Genomic DNA, 17,986 nt, shown 5'->3' with positions numbered 1-17,986 from the left:
CCGCACTAAAGTCAAGAAACTTGACTTGAAGGAGTTATAAGATAACGAGTGAAATTACATAGTAATTTCTCGAGTCTAGTAATATAGAGAGTGGATAATAGCGAAGCTATTTCTAGGGATTACACAAACACGGAGGCTAAAATGGACGATTTATCAATAAAAAGGATTAATGAATTATATAAGAAGATGAAAGAAGTAGGATTAACAGAAGAAGAGAAGCAAGAGCAAGCAGAGTTACGTAGTGCTTATATAGCTGCAATAAGAGCAGATCTTCAAAGTTCCCTTGCTAGTATTTCAATTCAGAATGAAGATGGAACAATAACACCATTAACAAAGAAAAATAAACAATAGAGTGATTGTTAGTAGGAAAAGCTGGTGATAAGTGATGACTAATAAAGCGGAGATTAGAAAGTATATCAAAGACATGAAGAATAACCTAACGGAAGAAGAGATTGAAATAAGAAGCAGTCGAATCGCAAAGAAGCTCTTTGACAAACCGTTTTATAAGCAAGCAGAGTATATTTATCTATATGTATCATATAATCAAGAAATTGATACGATTGGAATTATTAAGCATATCCTAGAGGATAAGAAGCGGGTTGCTGTACCAAAAGTAGTAGATAAGAATATGGAATTTCATGAGATAACAAGTCTGAATCAGTTATCAGAAGGAGCATTTGGGATTCAAGAACCTACAGTTTACAAACCTGTAAGTGAGGATCCTGAATGGGCTTCCTCTAATCTAATGATAATACCAGGACTTGCTTTTGATAAGAATGGAAGCCGCATTGGATATGGTGGAGGTTATTACGATCGTTATTTACATAAGAATCCTGAAAGAATTGGTTTGAAGATAGCGTTGGCATACGACTTTCAAGTGCTTGAACATATCGATATAGAGAGTTATGATGAGAAGATTGATGGTATAATTACGGATAAAGAGTAAGATATAAGTTATTGAAAGGAGAAGTTTATATGAGTTATCTAGAAGAGATCGGTAGCAAGGCAAAAGAGGCTGCTAGTTTTATGAATCGTATAGGAATAACGAAGAAGAATGAAGGACTACAAGCTGCAGCGAATGCTTTACGAGTGCATGCGAATGAGCTAATAGAAGCCAATGATATTGATGTTGCTTCTGCAAAAGAAAATGGAATGAAAGAAGCATTAATCGATCGTTTACGTCTTACAAAAGAACGTATTGATGGAATGGCAATTGGATTAGAACAAATAATAGGTTTAGAAGATCCTATTGGAGATATGATCTCGATGAAAACTAGACCGAATGGACTTCAGATAGGACAAAAGAGAGTACCACTTGGTGTAGTAGGTATCATCTATGAGTCTAGACCTAACGTAACAGCAGATGCCTTCGGACTTTGTTTTAAAACAGGTAATGCGGTAATTCTTCGTGGTGGTAGTGATGCCATTCATTCTAATAAAGCCATTGTCTATGTAATTCAGAATGCGTTAAAAGAATGTGGCTTATGTGAATATGCTATTCAGTTACTAGAAAAGACGGATAGAGATACAGCGAAAGAATTCATGCGTTTAAATCAATATGTAGATGTCTTGATACCTAGAGGTGGAGCAGGTTTAATTAAGACAGTTGTTGAAAATAGTACAATTCCTGTTATTGAGACTGGATCGGGTAACTGTCATGTATTTGTAGATGAATATGCAGATATTGATATGGCTTTAGATATCATTGAGAATGCCAAAACACAACGTTACGGAGTATGTAATGCCTGTGAATCACTTGTGATTCATAAGAATATAGCGAAAGAAATCATTCCTCTTATTAAAGAGAGATTAGGAGCAAAACAAGTAGAAATTCGTGGTGATGCAGAAGCTTGTAGAATCTGTAAAGAACTTGTTCCTGCAACGGAGGAAGATTGGGGAACGGAGTACTTAGATCCAATCATTTCCCTTCGTATCGTGAATGATATTGACGAGGCGATTGCTCATATCAATCGTTATAATACGAAACACTCTGAGTCAATTATAACGAAAGATTATGCAAATTCGATGCAATTTTTGAATGAAATTGATGCGGCTGCCGTTTATGTGAATGCATCCACTAGATTTACAGATGGATTTGAGTTTGGTTTTGGTGCTGAGATTGGTATTAGTACTCAAAAACTTCATGCTCGAGGACCTATGGGATTGCTTGCTTTAACTACGACAAAGTACATCATAATGGGATCTGGACAGATTAGGTAATTATAGAAAGAAGTGTAATGAATGGCTTATATACGTGATGTAAAGTATTATGAGACAGATAAGATGGGAATTGTCCATCATTCTAATTATGTACGCTGGTTTGAAGAGGCGCGTATGGACTTCCTAGCGAAAATTGGTTATCCATATGATAAGATGGAAGAGATGGGAATTCTATCACCAGTACTTGCTGTAAGTAGTAAGTATAAATCTGTAATCAAATTTGGGGAACATGTTGAGATTGATACAAGAGTAATATCCTTTAATGGAATTAAATTAGTACTAGGTTATGAGATTAAGAGACTTGGTACAGATGAGATTACAACGGTTGGAGAATCAGAACATTGTTTTGTTAATGAACAGTTTAAACCAGTTAACATGAAAAAAAGAAATAAGGAATTCTATGATACAATAGTTTCCAATGTAGAATAGACGTAAGCTCTTTGCCTAGTATTAGGTAAGGAGCTTTTTTTTATACTTACACATACATAAATTTACATATTGATAACATTATATTTACACAAACAAGATAGAAGGAAAAACAGTATTACAATACAATAAAGGTAATAGGAAGGATCAAGTATAATAGCATTTGTTAGGGAGATAATACAATATTAAGCAAATCAATATTATTTGGATATAAGTATTATAGAGCTTGTTTGGGAGAGAGTATGTTACAAAAATTAGTGATTATGAGCAAGAAAGTTGCAAAGAGTGGTTATCGTCTTGTTACATCGTGGAACGATGATACACTCTATTACAGTAGAATCTATATTGACAAGAATAGAGAAAAAATCAAGAAAAATCCAATAAAATTTATGAGTAAGTTACTAGAAATCAATTGGTTATGTTACAGGGGAAAGATAGAAAAGCTACAGAAAGACTTGATATCTAGTGAAGAAGGAATTGATAGCTATATTAGCAGGCCTAAAGTATTTCGTTTTGCAGAACAATTCATTGGGTATACAGACTTGATTATTGATATGGAGAATTGTGTATACGTTAAGACTAAGACGAGTAATCAAATCTATCAAGAGGTGGAAGAATATTTAAAGATTAAGGATTTTGCTAAGATAAGGTCAGCATACAATTCTAAAACATTGACAATAAATCAAATTTACCTAGAAATATCTTCTAGTTTAGAACAGGAGGTATCACCAGATATGGAAATACAGTTATATCAAGAATCAATTATGGTAAATCCATATATAGCGAAAGCATTAAGTGTTATAGCATATAATTCTGTCCACATTACGGCGTATCTAGAAACTAATTATGATAAGAATATATACGATAAGATCTGTAGGAAAGCTGGAATTGTATTAAACGATTTGGAAACGACAGCGGATAAGAAGGTTAGCTTGGAATATATTATGCGAGAAAAAGGTCGAATGGCAAAAGCAGAAAAAAGTAAACGATATATATTCTTAACGTCTAATTACTCAAGATTTAAGAAACTATACCAAAAAGTAGATGGTAAGATGATATTTTATCCTTCCACTAGTGTGTATGCAGATGAGATCATCACTAAATATCTCTCCACCGGAGTTAGTAAATTAGAAAAAGAGAGTATAGCAATGCAGCTATTCTGTGGCTTAAAACCATTCGATTACGAATACACCTTATTGTATCTAACAAAGGCACCTGTGTTCTTTCATCTTTTGGAGCGTATAGGAAAGCGTGCAGCCGTTCTCGATGCTACAGTTATTATTCTTGGAGATAAAGAATCAAAACTCGAAGCGATATATATGAAGTTTTTTGAGGCATGCAGAATCATATTATGGTCACCTTTAGCGGCTTACGAACCGAAGACGTGTAAGGAGTGGAAGGAAGTATTAAGACAATATCCTAGATTGAATAAGATTCCTGTTGAGAGGATTATGTTTGCGTTAGGAATAGGGACAATGCTTAATGGTAAAGATACAATTCAAACTATGATAACGAAAGTAGTGCGGTGTAGTATGCCAAGAAATCAAAACGAAGTAATTCGATATCTGAATGAAGCATGTGGTGATATTAATTCCTTGTTGTTATGGAATCCTGTTGGTGGGGATATCATGACTAGTACCTTTGTGGAAGGTTTACAAGCAAGTAATCCTAACAGAAAAATCTATTATATTGACGATTTGAGCGAGATGGAATCAGAGGTTATACGTGATATTGCGGAAGAGATGGAAGAGAGTTTACCAGTATGTCTTGGAATATTTGATGACAATTATGCATTTGCATTACCAGAAACCTTGAGAACGTCTAATAGTGAATTACTGTTTCGGGTTTTAGAGGATTATTTCCTCACTATGTATGAGTAAATACATCAATTAAGTTACTAGGAGGAATGAGAATGATATTATATCATGCTTCAACTGTGTACCATACTTTATGTTGTATCGTTCATAAATTATCAATACGTAGAGAAGAAAAAGCCGTATTGTTTATTGTTGAATATATGTTACCAACGAATGAATTACACGCATATGTTAAAAAATTAAAGAGTATGCATTGGTTTCATGATATAAGAATTGTTCCCGAAAAGAATTTCAGGTTTCAAAGAGGGTTTGAATTGACAGAGAAAAGCAGTAAAGAGGATATAGAACAGGTAATACAAAATATCTGCAATTCATTAGAAAAGTGGTATAAAGCAGGGTTTACACAATTTGATGAGTATAACGTAGCAGCAGATAATTGGTCGATTGGAGTTTATCTGCTATATCATAGAATTCCATATAATTACTTTGAAGATGCTTGTGGAATTATGGGTGATACAGAAAGATTCTTACGGATTATACGCAATTTTAACGAGACAAACTATATAATATCCAATTATCTTGGTGGAGTTGGTCGTTCTAGAACAGCGAAACGACTCTATTGCAGTTTGAAAAGTCAGAGTAAGGATTTCTATGATGATCGAGCGATTGACTTTACAATATATGAAAGTGTATTACGAATGAATCCTGTAGATGTGAATCAATTAGTAGATTTATATGGATGCGACACCTATCCAATCAATCAAGAGCAGGAGAATGTACTTTTTTTATCGCAACGTTTGCCAACTTTAACGATTCAAAAGATAGAGGTACAGGAGAGAATGACAGTTTTAATTGTGGATTATTTTTGTAGTGGATGCAATATTATAGTGAAACCACATCCAAAAGATGTGTGGATAGATTATAAAAAGCTTATTCCAGAGTGCCACGTAGTGAATAGAAGTGTCCCAAGTGAATTGTTACCATTTATCTTAAAAAAGAAAGAAGATCCTGAAACGGAGTCTCTAGATACCATAAAGTTTTCCTTGTGTATAACACCGAACTCTACCTCAGTACATGGATTAGCACATATTGCAGAAGCAACGATGTATTTTGGTAATGATTTTGAAGTTAATTATGAACGTCTTCATATCTATTATATAGTAGCAAAATTCATTCAAGTAGTATTTAGCGATGAGCACATTTTAACGGATACCATAACAAAAGGATATATGAAACAGTTCTTTAAACGACAAGAATTTGATATCGATTTTGATGAACAATTCGAGTTTAATAATAAATATATATGCATCAAGTCGGATTCTAATAAAGAGTCGGATCGTTATGATATCGAAGGAATAGAAACAATTATCTTTCTAAATGAAGAGAACTCCTATGCTTTCTTACTAGAAGATATGTACAGGCAAGAAGAGTTTCAAATAATTGAATACGAGGTTATGAATGCGATCGAAGAGAAGATAGAAGTAAGCGGTAGCATATGGATTAATATTAGTGAAGAAAGGGTGAGAGATAAGGTGAAAGAGTGGAAAGGTTCGTGTGATCTTAAACATACCGGTTCTAAATTAAACTATCAGCTTAAAGAAAGCAATGAACTGCGGATTGCAAGAGGCAAGATTAAAGCGATGGAGTATGCTATGCAACACCCAAGTGATAAGAATAAGAAAACAAAGAAGGAGGAGACTTTATGAATAGAGTGAAATTATTAGATTGTACCCTTCGTGATGGAGGATATGTGAATAGCTGGAACTTTGGTAAGGATACCATTAAAACCTTAATTACAGGTTTAAGTACAGCAAGGATTGATATCGTTGAATGTGGATTCTTAACAGACTGTATCTACAATGAGGATTACGCTTTGTTTTCAGATAATAACGAGGTTACGAACGTTTTAGAGAATCCAGATTCTTCTATTTTATATGTAGTTATGATAGCCATTGGAGAGAAGGAAATCAATCCTATTAATTTATCACCAGCAAGTGAAGGGCCTATTAAGGGAGTCCGTTTAACTTTTCATCAAAATGAGATAGAGAAAGCGTTTTATTATGCGCATATTCTGATGGATAAGGGCTATCAAGTATTCATGCAGCCGGTTGGTTCGGCTAATTATAAAGATCAGATATTAATGGATTTAATTCAAAGAATTAATGAATTGAGGCCACATGCTTTCTATCTTGTCGATACCTTAGGTACCATGTATCAAAACGATGTGAAGCGGTTGTTATACCTTCTTGATAACAACCTAGATCCCTCCATTGCGCTTGGATTACATTCTCACAATAACTTACAGATGTCTTTTGCTAACGCACAGGATTTGATTAGCTTCTGTACTACAAGAACAATCCTTATAGATACATCAATCTATGGTATGGGAAGGGGCGCTGGCAATCTGTGTACCGAGTTGTTAACCGATTATTTGAATACGAATTATAAAGCGGATTATGAGGTATTACCATTACTTGAGTGTGTTGACGAATGCTTGATGCCCATCTATATGCAACGTCCATGGGGATATTCTGTAGCGTACTTCTTAGCCTCATCTAAGAATTGTCATCCAAATTATGCCTCGTACCTATTATCAAAGCAAACAGTTTCAGTACGAGCAATAAGCAATATTCTTGATGAAATCCCAGAGGAGCGTCGATTTTTATTTGATAAGAATTATATAGAATCCCTATATCAAAGTTATCAAAAACACTATGTGGATGATTTAGAGGTGTTAAAACAGCTACGTATTGATATGGTAGGAAAAGAAGTTCTAGTAATAGGTACCGGAAAAAGCGTAATAGAACAGAAAGAGCGAATTGAAGCTTATATAGAAGTAAATCATCCGTTTGTAATTTCGATAAATTCTGTTCCGGATTTTAAGGTAGATCTTATCTTTATCAGCAATGAAAGAAGATACCGAAAAATTGCGAATCGTGTAGATCTTAAGAAAACCATATTCACTTCAAATCTTATGCATCTAAAACAGGATGTTAGATATGTTAACTATGCTGAACTATTGAATACTTCTATGGATGTATCGGATCAAGCTGGGATGATGGTTTTGAAGTTACTTGTAAAAACATCTGCCCAATCTGTTGTATTAGCAGGCTTTGATGGATTTAGTGGAAACCAAGTAAACAATTATAGTGAAAATAGATTTATTGGTTCTTCAGAGCCAGAAGAAATGTCAAAGAAGAATGAAGCGACAGCAATCCAGATCAAAAAACGTGCGAAGGATTATAAGATTACATTCTTAACAAAATCTCTGTATAGTCAAGAAGTTACGTAAGTATAATTTTAATCAATTAAATAAAAGGAAGGATATCTATGAAAGAAAAGATCATCAAGCTAATAGCTGTTGATATTGATGGGACTTTAGTAAATTCTAAAAAGGAATTATCAATTCGCACAAAAGAAGTGGTATGCAGGGCAATTGATCAAGGAATACTTGTAATTCCTTGCACCGGTAGAGTAGCTAGTGGTATTCCTAAATGTATAACAAAGGAATTAGATATTTCATATATAATATCAGCTAATGGGGCGAATATATGGGACGTCAAACAGAATCAATCCATATATTCAGAAGGTATGGATAATAAATACGCCGCAAGTATGCTTGCGATTATTGAAGAATATGATTGCTTTTTTGATGTGTTTATAGCAGGAAGTGCATTCGCTGAGGAAGAACGATTGAGTATTAGTAACCGATATGTCGGTAATAACGAATTTAATAAATATATTGTTGACACTAGATATGGAGTTATCGATTTGAAGAATTTTGTAATCGCTAGTAATCAACAAGTAGAGAAGATTAACCTATTCTTCCGTGACTTAGAGATTCGAACCAAAGTACTTAAGAGGTTACAGCCCTTCTCGGAGTGCCAGATATCTAGTGGAATACCTACGAATATTGAAATTACGAGAAAAGGAATTCATAAAGGGCAAACACTACAGGACTTAGCGGCTACTTATAATATTACAACAGATGAGATTATGGCAATTGGCGACGGTGAGAACGATCTTGATATGTTAGGGATTGCAGGGGTATCTGTTGCGATGGAGAATGCAGTTGAATCTGTTCGTAGGATTGTAGATTATGTTACGAAGAGCAATGAAGAAGATGGCGTTGCATATGCCATTGAAAAATATGCTTTGGAAGGAGTGTCTTATTAATATGAAGATAGTTGGAATTATACCAGCAAGATATCAATCAACTCGTTTTGAAGGGAAGCCATTAGCAGATATATGTGGAAAACCTATGATATGGTGGGTTCATTATCAGTTTAAAAAAGTAAAAGAGATTGATGAAATATATGTAGCAACTGACGATGAACGTATAGAAAAAGTTTGTAACGAATATGGAATTAAAACAATTATGACTAAGGATACGCACCCGACACATCTTGACCGATTAAGTGAGGTAGCTGAGAAGGTTGATGCGGATTACTACATCAATATTAATGGTGATGAGCCACTTATGATGCCTGAATATATTCGATTCTTACTTCCGACCGAGAAGGATTCATCAAAGTTCTATGCAGCGAATGCCATGACTACGATCAAATCTCCAGTGGAAGTGGTTGATACGGCAAGAATTAAGATAGCAACTGATATGCAAGGGTATGGAATGTATATGGCAAGAACTCCTATTCCATATCCGAAGGCTTCTGCCAACATTGTGTACAAGAAATTTGTTGGAATTCAATGTTTTAGTCGTTCTGCTTTATTGTTTTGTGGAGAGACGAAACGAGGCACTTTAGAAAGTATTGAAGATATTGACGAATATCGTTTCTTAGAGAATGGTAAGAAGTTAAAGTTTGTTATGACGGATGCCACTACGTTATCCGTTGATACGAAGAAAGATCTTGAGAAAGTAAGAGAGATTTTAACAGAGCGCATACAGAATGGAGAAATCTAGATATGAACGTATTCGTTTGTGGAACAATATTTCAAGTAATAACTGCAATTAATATACGAGTTACAAGTTTATTGGATAACACAGATTTAATCTTAACCGATTCAACGGATTTTAGTAATATTGAGAATACACTAGAAGAACTGGGAATTTTTCATAAGATCTATCATATGAAAGATGATGCTTGTAAGAAGGATTATTGGACTATGAATGAACAGCAACGGAAATACTTAAGCAAGAATCCGGCAAAAGGTATTGATCCCATTGTATTGAATGATAGGTATGAACATCTATATCTACCATCATTAAGCGCGTATAATAAGCTATTTTACTATTACCTAATTAAAAAGGGAATGAAGCTAACTGTTCATCTCTATGAAGAGGGTATTACAACTTATGTTATTGATGTATTGGAGAATCTTCATACGGATGGAATGCTTCATCGACACTATGGAAGACAGGCTTTGGAACAGAATTTAGTGGAAATAATGTTATATGAACCAGAATTATATTCGGTACCAAATCTAAATGAAATCGTAACTTCCATTCCTAAGTTGTCAGAAGAGAATAGGGAATTATCAGCAATATATAAAAGGATTTTTGGCGAGTGCTCATTACCTTCCGAGAAATATATTTTTTTAGAGGAAGCATTTGTGAAAGACGGTATTTTAAGTATGGATATTGAACTAGTGGAAGAGTTAGCTTCCATGGTTGGGAAGGAGAATATGGTAATAAAACTACACCCAAGAAATCCGGTGGATCGTTTTTCTATGAGAGGATTTACCTTATTCCCTAATTCAAGAATACCTTGGGAAATTATACTATTAACCAATGATTTAAGTGACAAAGTACTTGTTACGGTGTCTTCAAGTTCTTCCATTACAGCAAAGTTAATCCTTGGTAAACCTATGTATGCCATACAGTTGTATTCAATGATGTACATTGGAAGGGCACAACATATCAAGCAGAAGGCATTTCAAAATTACTATACAAAATTATATGAAGTACTTAATAGAGAAGAAAAATGTTTCTACACACCTGATACAAAAGAGGAATTACATCAAATCATTCAATATCTAGAGAATGGTTTTGTGAGTTTATAGAGTATAATGACTATGAAGGAGTTATCTATGGAAAGTAAACCAAAGGTTTCTGTCCTATTATTAGTAAATCAATATGCGGATAGCAAAGAAGGAACTAGATCCTTATGTCGGTGCGTTGATAGCCTAGTGTATCAGACTTTAGAGGAGATTGAGATACTAGTACTACTGAATAAGAATATGGAAGAGTATAGATCAGTTGTATCGATGTACTGTGATAAATTTGGAGAGAAGATTCGTATATACAATAGAAAAGAAGAAGATTTGCTCGAAACCATTGGAGAGGTATTGAAAACAACAAAGGGTGAATATATCGGTATTATTTCGGAAGATATCGTATTGGAATATCATGCGTATGCTACCTTATATGAGGAAGTGCTAAAAGAGAATACCTTTGACCTTATATATGGGGGATATAAATATTATGAGAATGGCTTGTTACTTGGTTGTAAGGATAAAAGACAATCGGAGGATACACCTTATAAATACCTTCTAAAGGGTGAATTAGTCTTGTTTAATAAGATTATCCATAGGAATAAAATAGAGGAACTAATTCGTGCAGAAGGTGGCAAGAACGATCGGAATTTTACAAGAAAACATATATGGAACGATTATGGTTTATCACTAAGAATAATTAGCGCTTGTAATGATAATCGTAGTTGTAATGCAGTTCTTTTTCACCAGATTTTAGATGAATCAATTTTATCATATAAAAACAGTGAATCTTATCTAGAGGCAGCTGTTGAAGGAATTGAGAAAACAATAAGTTGGAGTAGTAGGGAAGAAATAAAAACAATCCAAGTTCAAAATTTTGATATTCCGTTTGGTGACAAAATAGAGTATTTGCTAGCGAGAGTTGGTCTAGAATTGGTTCGAATGATGCAATTCTATTGGTTATATAGTAATCAAATTCTACCAATAGTAAAAAAATATAAAAACACAATCTCAAAAAGCATAGTCTTTGAAGCATATTCTTCTTCCTTAGCCATGTTTGAAAGAGTTTCAGAACTTACAGTTGATGCAATACCAAGAATCTTGTATGTTGGCGCATTTGGTCAATCTATATCACCAGAACATGGAAGGCAAGAGGTTGAAGTTAGTTTTAAAGAATTTGGTGAAATACGTCTGTTGAATGAAACAACGTGTAATATGCACGAGAATCCTATCATTGAGAAAGCTTATTATGAAGGAAAATTACAGTTTGTGGAGGAGTATTACGCAGTAAAATCCATCGTAAGAAATGGTGGCTTTTACATCGGTCAACATACTCAATTACTAAAAACCTTAGATGGACTTTGCTGCTATGATAGTGTGTTTGGTTATGAAGACCGAACTACTATAACAGCAGGTTTGTTTGCTGCAAGAAAAGGGCAACCGATTTTGAAAGCTATTCTAACGAGTTATAAGGAAGAATATTTTGAACAGATGGGATACTTACCACTTGGCGATCGAATTCGATTATTTCTAATCGGGAAAGAGGAATTCAAATTAGACGCAAATGGAGGATTATTAAAATCGGGCATCTATATAGTATCACCAGAACAATGCATAATCCCAAGATATCAAGATCTAAAGTCACAGATGCAGCCCTCACTTTGTATAATTAATCATGAAGATAAAGCAACGGATAAGGAGTATATCGTTGTTAAGAAATCAACCTTAGAATATCTGTTATCAACGGCTAATGATGCAAGAACCATGAATAAGCTTAAGAACAATAATACACAGTTGAAAAAGACACTTGACCAATTATTAGCTTCTAGGTCCATTCGCTTAACAAAACCACTCCGTGCTGGATATCAAAAACTGAAGGCATTGTCTCATGTTTTTAGAGGGTAGGATAGAGTTAGTTTTTGTATAGAGAGAATAACTTGTCCTTGTTTATGAATAGGTAGGCTATAAAATAAAACGAAATAGGTATAATAAAAATCCCCTTCGCATATATTGTACAAATGACGTAGTCATGTACATATATGGAAGGGGTATATTCATGGACAATATTTCTATAGCAAATAGCTATAATGTATACAAAGATATACAGGTCCGTACAGGTGGTGAGATCTATATCGGTGTAGTTGGTCCTGTTAGAACAGGTAAATCAACATTCATTAAGCGATTTATGGATTTGCTGGTTATTCCGAATATTGAAGATGTTCATAGTAAAGAACGTGCTATTGATGAACTTCCTCAAAGCGCAGCTGGCAAGACAATAATGACAACAGAGCCAAAGTTCATTCCAAAAGAAGCAGCACAGATTAGTTTATCAGATGAAACAAAAGTTAACATTCGATTGATTGATTGTGTTGGCTTCATGGTAGATGGAGCGTCTGGCCATATAGAGAATGAACAAGAACGTTTGGTTAAAACACCATGGTTTGATCATGAGATTCCTTTTACCCAGGCAGCAGAGCTTGGAACCCAAAAGGTAATCAATGAACATTCCACAATTGGTATTGTGGTTACAACAGATGGAAGCTTTGGTGATTTAGCTAGAGACAACTACTTGAAAGCAGAAGAGAAGACAATCTCCGAATTAAGGAAAATGAATAAACCTTTTATTGTTCTCCTTAATACGAACAAACCATATTCCGATGATACGAGAGCCCTTGCTGAGAATCTAATGGAGAAATATAATGTAGCTGTTACACCTGTGAACTGTGAACAGTTAAGAAAAGATGATATCAATGCAATCATGGAAACGATACTGAACGAATTCCCAATCGCAGAACTAGATTTCTTCATTCCAAAATGGGTTGAGATGTTACCGCAGACACATTGGCTTAAGATGGATTTGATTAATGGTGTCAAAGACATTATGAAGAAGGTTAACTTAATTCGAGATGTAAATTCTGAGAATGTGAAATATGACTCTGAATACATAAAACGCTGTAAGATTGACAAAGTTTCTATGCAAGATGGTAGTGTCAAGATTTTTATCGACTTTGATGATAAATATTATTATCAGATTCTGAGTGACCTAATTGGAACTCCAATCGAAGGAGAATATCAATTAATTTCAACGCTACGGGAGTTAGCAGCGATGAAGAATGAATATTCTAAGGTTGGTACAGCTATGGAAGAAGTTCGTTATAAAGGTTATGGTGTCGTAACTCCGATGCGCGATGAAATTACAATTGATCAACCAGAAGTAATTAAGCATGGTAATAAGTATGGAGTTAAGATTAAAGCGGTTGCACCTTCTATACATATGATTCGTGCGAATATTGAAACTGAAATTGCACCAATCGTTGGAAGTGAACAACAAGCGAACGACTTAATTAACTACATCAAAGAAAGTGCGGAGGAAGAACCAGAAGGAATCTGGGATACGAATATTTTTGGTAAATCCATTAAACAGCTTGTTGATGATGGGATTAATAGCAAGGTTCATAATATGAATGATGAGAGTCAAGTGAAGTTACAAGAAACCTTACAAAAAGTTATTAATGATAGTAACGGAGGATTAATCTGTATTATCATTTAATTCATGAGTAACTGTTTCGTTATCTCTATATAGCTGCCGAATTAATAAGTTGGATACTTGTTAGTTTGGCAGTTTTTTGTTGTAATTCGGGTCTAGATAACAATGTCTTCTAGTTGCAATTTAACTAAATACTCAGTATAATTACGAAAAGTAAGACACTGCTATATGAGAAGATTATAATGGAGGTTCAGAATGAATATTCAGATTTTTGGTAAGTCAAAATGTTTTGATACAAAGAAGGCACAGCGGTACTTCAAAGAAAGAGGGATATCGTTTCAATTCATAGATATGGCACAAAAGGGAATGAGCAAAGGCGAATATACTAGCGTGAAGCAAGCGGTTGGGGGTATGGACAAGCTAATTGATGAGAAGACAAAAGATCAACAAACCTATCTACTGATCAAATATCTTGCAGAAGAAGATAAGGAAGAGAAGTTATTAGAGAATCCTAAATTGTTTAAAACACCAATTGTTAGAAATGGTAAAAAAGCCACGGTTGGTTATGAACCTGGAATTTGGAACAAATGGGACTAAATCGTATGAAAATATTATAACAATTATGTATTTATTTCGTAATATTTACTTAGTTCATTAGACCTATTAAATTACACATTAGGGTAATATTGCATATTCTTGACATAGTTATTAAAAAGTTTTGACATATAGTTGACAAATTTAATAAGTATTGGTATAATAATCTCGTAATATATTTAACAATTATGTAACAAATAGAACGAAACTACTTAACTTGTTAAGTTGCTATGTATTCCGTTACATAAGTATAAGTGAATGGTTTTGTAAATTACAAGTGATAGGATAAAGAGATTATATGGAATAAGAGGGGTAGCTGAATAGCTACCAATAGAAATACGATAATCAATATATATTAAATCAGGTTATGTACGGTACGAGAGAGTTTCGTAGCGATAGTTTCAAAACTTGAAGCGTTTAGGAGGCGTAATATGAACTTTAACAAGAAAGTGCTTAAGATTTCAACACTTTGTGTTGCAGGAGCTGTTACAATTGCTGTTAGCACAGTTGGAATGCGTGCAGTTTCATATACTACTGAGGAACCGGTAGCGGGTATTTCTGTTTCTTTGGATGATTATTATACTACAAAGAGTTCAGCGAAAGAAGTTGCTTTTGCTGGCGCATTAGCTAGATCTGTTGGAACAGAGATGAGTGCATATTCAGGTGATTCTGAAGAGATAGCAGTAGGGGATGATGCTTCTGATGAGACAACAGATGAAGCTCCAGAAGAAGAACCTACAGAAGCAGAAGCAACTGATAAAGAAAAGGAAGATGCAATTACTCTAAATTATGAGAATTTAGGTATTGCAAAGGTTGATAATTATCTTAATATCCGTGAAGGTGCTGGTGAAGATAAGAAGGTTATTGGTAAACTTCCTAAGAATGCTGGTTGTGAAATCTATAGTATATCTGATGATGGCTGGGCTAAGATTAAATCTGGTAAAGTAACTGGTTACGTATCATCAGAATATCTTGTTACAGGTGATGAAGCCAACGAATTAGCGAAAGAAGTTGGAATGATTGTTGCGACAGTCAATACAGAAACTCTTAAAGTTCGTGAAGAAGCAGATAAGGATTCCACATGCTTAACACTTGTACCAGAAGGTGAAGAACTTGAAGTAAAAAAAGTGAGTGACGAATGGGTTAAAGTTGTTATTGATAATGATAAAGGGTATGTAGCAAAAGAATATGTTGATTTATCATATCAATTAGCAAAAGGTGTATTTGTTGAAGAAGTAGAAGCAGGTACGAATGGCGTGTCATCTGTTCGTGCAGACATGGTTGCTTATGCAAAACAATTCCTTGGGAATCGTTATGTATGGGGAGGTACTAGTTTAACAGGCGGTGTTGACTGTTCTGGATTCACAATGAGAATTTATCAACATTTTGGTTATAACATCACCAGAACATCTCGCTCTCAAGCTGTTAGTGGTAGAACAATTTCGGCTTCTAGTGTTAAACCTGGAGATTTATTGTTCTATAGTAACGGTGGCGGTATTAACCATGTAGCTATGTATATTGGCGGTGGTCAAGTTATTCATGCAAGTAACCCAAGAAGTGGTATTAAGATTAGTAATATGTATTATCGTACACCTGTTAAGGCTGTAAGATACATTAATGACTAATATTATCATAATAGTAAAGGTGAAGAAATAAGACGTTTGTCTTGGCTCTTCACCTTTTTTGATTCTTGATTTCATTTGAATTATTAAAGTCTGTATTGTATAATTAGAAAATGATGACGAGGAGGAAACGACAATGAAATTTTTGATATTCATACTAGTAGTAATAATAGTACTTATGATAATTAGTTATAGAGAAGAAAAACGCCGAATGCTGATGTGGAGAGAACGAATTAAGAATGCATTTGGTGACGTGCCAGATCAAGAATATACCTCTGAGTATTTTGAAGGACTTAAAGGCTACTATAACAGCAAGAAAGTAGAACAGGGGAATGTTGACGATATAACATTTAACGACCTAGACTTAAAAAACATATACATGTTACTTAATAATACGGGAAGTTCCGTTGGTGAAGAATATCTATACTACCTTTTAAGACAGATGAACTTTGATGCAGACGAACTGAAAGAACGTGACCGTATTATGAAATACTTCACGGAACATGAAGAAGAACGAATTCAGTTTCAGTTAACAATGCACCGGTTAGGAAAACTTCCAAATCTATCTGTGTTTGAATACATGAATCGTATGAAAAGTTTAGAGAAATATTCTCTAGGTCAACATTATTTCTGTATTGGTTCACTAGCACTTGCCTTTGGGATACTTGCCGTAGAGCCTAAGATTGGAATTCTTGCTGTATGTGTAACGATTTCCCATAATATTTATCAATATTATAAGAGAAAAGGTACAGTTGAGAATTATTTTAAGACGCTTTCTTTTATTGTCCGAATACTTAGAAGTGTAGAGGAACTAGATAAGAATAAGGACCCATTCTTACAGCCATATGTTAACAAAATGAAAGAAGCGGCTAAGAGTTTTGGCTATGTAAAACGAAACGCGAAGTGGATTAGTTGTGGAAAATCCATGAATGGAAGCTTAGTTGATAGCTTGTTAGATTATGAAAGAATGTTACTGCATACGGATTTAATTAAATTCAGTAAAATGGTCGATATCATTAATCAAAACAGTGCACAACTTGAACTGATCTATGAAACGATTGGTTATCTTGAAAGTATGGTAGCGGCGGCTTCTTTCCGTGACTTACTAGAGTATTACTGTGTGCCTGAGTTGGTTAAAAACAGCAAACCTTTTATAGATGCAAAGGATCTTTACCATCCATTAATTGATGATCCTGTTGCAAACACCATTAGTGAGAAGCAAAGTGTATTAATTACAGGATCGAATGCATCTGGTAAGTCTACTTTTATTAAGACGCTTGCGATTAATGCAATATTATCTCAAACAATTTATACTAGTACAAGCCGTGCCTATCGAGGAAATTACTATAGAGTATTTACTTCGATGGCGTTACGAGATGATCTATTTAACAATGAAAGCTATTATATTGTTGAGATTAAATCATTAAAACGAATCTTAGACGCAGTGAATGATGATATACCAATCTTATGTTTTGTTGATGAGGTATTACGTGGTACGAATACGCTTGAGAGAGTAGCAGCATCTGCTCAGATACTTAAGAGTTTATCAAAAGGCTATGTTCTTTGCTTTGCAGCTACGCACGATATAGAATTAACATATATATTAGAGAAGCATTTCTCGAATTATCATTTCCAAGAAGAAGTTGTAGATAACGATGTATTATTTGATTATAATTTATGTACGGGTAGAGCGCAGTCTAGAAATGCTATTAAACTTTTAGGCATGATAGGTTATAAGAAAGATATCATTGACCAAGCAACGAATGCAGCAAATGATTTCCTTAAGAAGGGAACTTGGGAAACCATATAAGGTGATAGGATTCGGGGATAAGTAAATGTTCATATTCATTATTCGATTAGGTATGCTT

The 17,986-nt window shown here is 34.4% G+C and carries 15 protein-coding genes; all 15 read left to right on the top strand.

Translation table 11 applies throughout. The annotated features are described in order from the left end of the window. Nucleotides 1-141: 141 nt before the first annotated feature. On the top strand, nucleotides 142-351 hold the full coding sequence (locus BUB90_RS05655; protein ID WP_073284355.1) for a DUF896 domain-containing protein: 210 nt from the start codon (nucleotides 142-144) through the stop codon (nucleotides 349-351). Nucleotides 352-385: 34 nt separating this feature from the next. Then, nucleotides 386-946: a 5-formyltetrahydrofolate cyclo-ligase gene (locus BUB90_RS05650; RefSeq protein ID WP_073284352.1), complete on the top strand. Its 561-nt coding sequence runs from the start codon at nucleotides 386-388 to the stop codon at nucleotides 944-946. Nucleotides 947-975: 29 nt separating this feature from the next. Further along, complete coding sequence (locus BUB90_RS05645) at nucleotides 976-2,220, top strand: glutamate-5-semialdehyde dehydrogenase (protein WP_073284348.1); 1,245 nt, start codon at nucleotides 976-978, stop codon at nucleotides 2,218-2,220. A gap of 21 nt (nucleotides 2,221-2,241) precedes the next feature. Next, entirely contained in the window at nucleotides 2,242-2,649 is a 408-nt protein-coding gene (locus BUB90_RS05640) for an acyl-CoA thioesterase (RefSeq protein WP_073284344.1), read from the top strand. A gap of 239 nt (nucleotides 2,650-2,888) precedes the next feature. Next, complete coding sequence (locus tag BUB90_RS05635; RefSeq protein WP_073284341.1) at nucleotides 2,889-4,526, top strand: hypothetical protein; 1,638 nt, start codon at nucleotides 2,889-2,891, stop codon at nucleotides 4,524-4,526. 32 nt (nucleotides 4,527-4,558) lie between these two features. Next, nucleotides 4,559-6,169, top strand: coding sequence for a hypothetical protein (locus tag BUB90_RS05630; RefSeq protein WP_073284337.1), 1,611 nt, complete (start codon nucleotides 4,559-4,561; stop codon nucleotides 6,167-6,169). Continuing rightward, nucleotides 6,166-7,755: an aldolase catalytic domain-containing protein gene (locus tag BUB90_RS05625; RefSeq protein ID WP_073284334.1), complete on the top strand. Its 1,590-nt coding sequence runs from the start codon at nucleotides 6,166-6,168 to the stop codon at nucleotides 7,753-7,755. The genes BUB90_RS05630 and BUB90_RS05625 overlap by 4 nt, the downstream gene beginning before the upstream one ends. Nucleotides 7,756-7,793: 38 nt before the next feature. Next, nucleotides 7,794-8,639, top strand: a complete 846-nt coding sequence (locus tag BUB90_RS05620) for a Cof-type HAD-IIB family hydrolase (protein WP_073284331.1) — start codon at nucleotides 7,794-7,796, stop codon at nucleotides 8,637-8,639. Continuing rightward, on the top strand, nucleotides 8,563-9,384 hold the full coding sequence (locus tag BUB90_RS05615; RefSeq protein WP_242952487.1) for a 3-deoxy-manno-octulosonate cytidylyltransferase: 822 nt from the start codon (nucleotides 8,563-8,565) through the stop codon (nucleotides 9,382-9,384). Before BUB90_RS05620 ends, BUB90_RS05615 begins: the two co-directional genes overlap by 77 nt. A 2-nt stretch (nucleotides 9,385-9,386) precedes the next feature. Beyond that, nucleotides 9,387-10,484, top strand: coding sequence for a polysialyltransferase family glycosyltransferase (locus tag BUB90_RS05610; protein ID WP_073284324.1), 1,098 nt, complete (start codon nucleotides 9,387-9,389; stop codon nucleotides 10,482-10,484). Between the two features lie 27 nt (nucleotides 10,485-10,511). Then, a complete protein-coding gene (locus BUB90_RS05605) occupies nucleotides 10,512-12,320 on the top strand; it encodes a glycosyltransferase family A protein (RefSeq protein ID WP_073284321.1) in 1,809 nt (602 codons plus the stop codon). Between the two features lie 151 nt (nucleotides 12,321-12,471). Continuing rightward, nucleotides 12,472-13,965 carry a stage IV sporulation protein A gene (gene spoIVA / locus BUB90_RS05600; protein ID WP_073284317.1) on the top strand — a complete coding sequence of 498 codons (1,494 nt, stop codon included), beginning with the start codon at nucleotides 12,472-12,474 and terminating at the stop codon, nucleotides 13,963-13,965. Nucleotides 13,966-14,157: 192 nt separating this feature from the next. After that, nucleotides 14,158-14,499 carry an arsenate reductase family protein gene (locus BUB90_RS05595; RefSeq protein ID WP_073284314.1) on the top strand — a complete coding sequence of 114 codons (342 nt, stop codon included), beginning with the start codon at nucleotides 14,158-14,160 and terminating at the stop codon, nucleotides 14,497-14,499. A gap of 428 nt (nucleotides 14,500-14,927) precedes the next feature. Next, a complete protein-coding gene (locus tag BUB90_RS05590) occupies nucleotides 14,928-16,121 on the top strand; it encodes a C40 family peptidase (protein WP_073284311.1) in 1,194 nt (397 codons plus the stop codon). Nucleotides 16,122-16,254: 133 nt separating this feature from the next. Then, nucleotides 16,255-17,928 carry a MutS-related protein gene (locus tag BUB90_RS05585; RefSeq protein ID WP_073284307.1) on the top strand — a complete coding sequence of 558 codons (1,674 nt, stop codon included), beginning with the start codon at nucleotides 16,255-16,257 and terminating at the stop codon, nucleotides 17,926-17,928. Nucleotides 17,929-17,986 lie beyond the last annotated feature (58 nt).

It is taken from the genome of Anaerosporobacter mobilis DSM 15930 (assembly GCF_900142955.1).
GTDB classification, from domain to species: Bacteria; Bacillota; Clostridia; order Lachnospirales; family Lachnospiraceae; genus Anaerosporobacter; species Anaerosporobacter mobilis.
Note: the sequence above shows the minus strand (reverse complement) of the source record. Positions and strands in the feature narration are given on the sequence as shown.

Bases quoted from the DNA above. Each gene is read 5' to 3' on its own strand.
- BUB90_RS05655 (WP_073284355.1), top strand. From the start codon at position 142: ATGGACGATTTATCAATAAAAAGGATTAATGAATTATATAAGAAGATG.
- BUB90_RS05650 (WP_073284352.1), top strand. From the start codon at position 386: ATGACTAATAAAGCGGAGATTAGAAAGTATATCAAAGACATGAAGAAT.
- BUB90_RS05645 (WP_073284348.1), top strand. From the start codon at position 976: ATGAGTTATCTAGAAGAGATCGGTAGCAAGGCAAAAGAGGCTGCTAGT.
- BUB90_RS05640 (WP_073284344.1), top strand. From the start codon at position 2,242: ATGGCTTATATACGTGATGTAAAGTATTATGAGACAGATAAGATGGGA.
- BUB90_RS05635 (WP_073284341.1), top strand. From the start codon at position 2,889: ATGTTACAAAAATTAGTGATTATGAGCAAGAAAGTTGCAAAGAGTGGT.
- BUB90_RS05630 (WP_073284337.1), top strand. From the start codon at position 4,559: ATGATATTATATCATGCTTCAACTGTGTACCATACTTTATGTTGTATC.
- BUB90_RS05625 (WP_073284334.1), top strand. From the start codon at position 6,166: ATGAATAGAGTGAAATTATTAGATTGTACCCTTCGTGATGGAGGATAT.
- BUB90_RS05620 (WP_073284331.1), top strand. From the start codon at position 7,794: ATGAAAGAAAAGATCATCAAGCTAATAGCTGTTGATATTGATGGGACT.
- BUB90_RS05615 (WP_242952487.1), top strand. From the start codon at position 8,563: ATGTTACGAAGAGCAATGAAGAAGATGGCGTTGCATATGCCATTGAAA.
- BUB90_RS05610 (WP_073284324.1), top strand. From the start codon at position 9,387: ATGAACGTATTCGTTTGTGGAACAATATTTCAAGTAATAACTGCAATT.
- BUB90_RS05605 (WP_073284321.1), top strand. From the start codon at position 10,512: ATGGAAAGTAAACCAAAGGTTTCTGTCCTATTATTAGTAAATCAATAT.
- spoIVA (WP_073284317.1), top strand. From the start codon at position 12,472: ATGGACAATATTTCTATAGCAAATAGCTATAATGTATACAAAGATATA.
- BUB90_RS05595 (WP_073284314.1), top strand. From the start codon at position 14,158: ATGAATATTCAGATTTTTGGTAAGTCAAAATGTTTTGATACAAAGAAG.
- BUB90_RS05590 (WP_073284311.1), top strand. From the start codon at position 14,928: ATGAACTTTAACAAGAAAGTGCTTAAGATTTCAACACTTTGTGTTGCA.
- BUB90_RS05585 (WP_073284307.1), top strand. From the start codon at position 16,255: ATGAAATTTTTGATATTCATACTAGTAGTAATAATAGTACTTATGATA.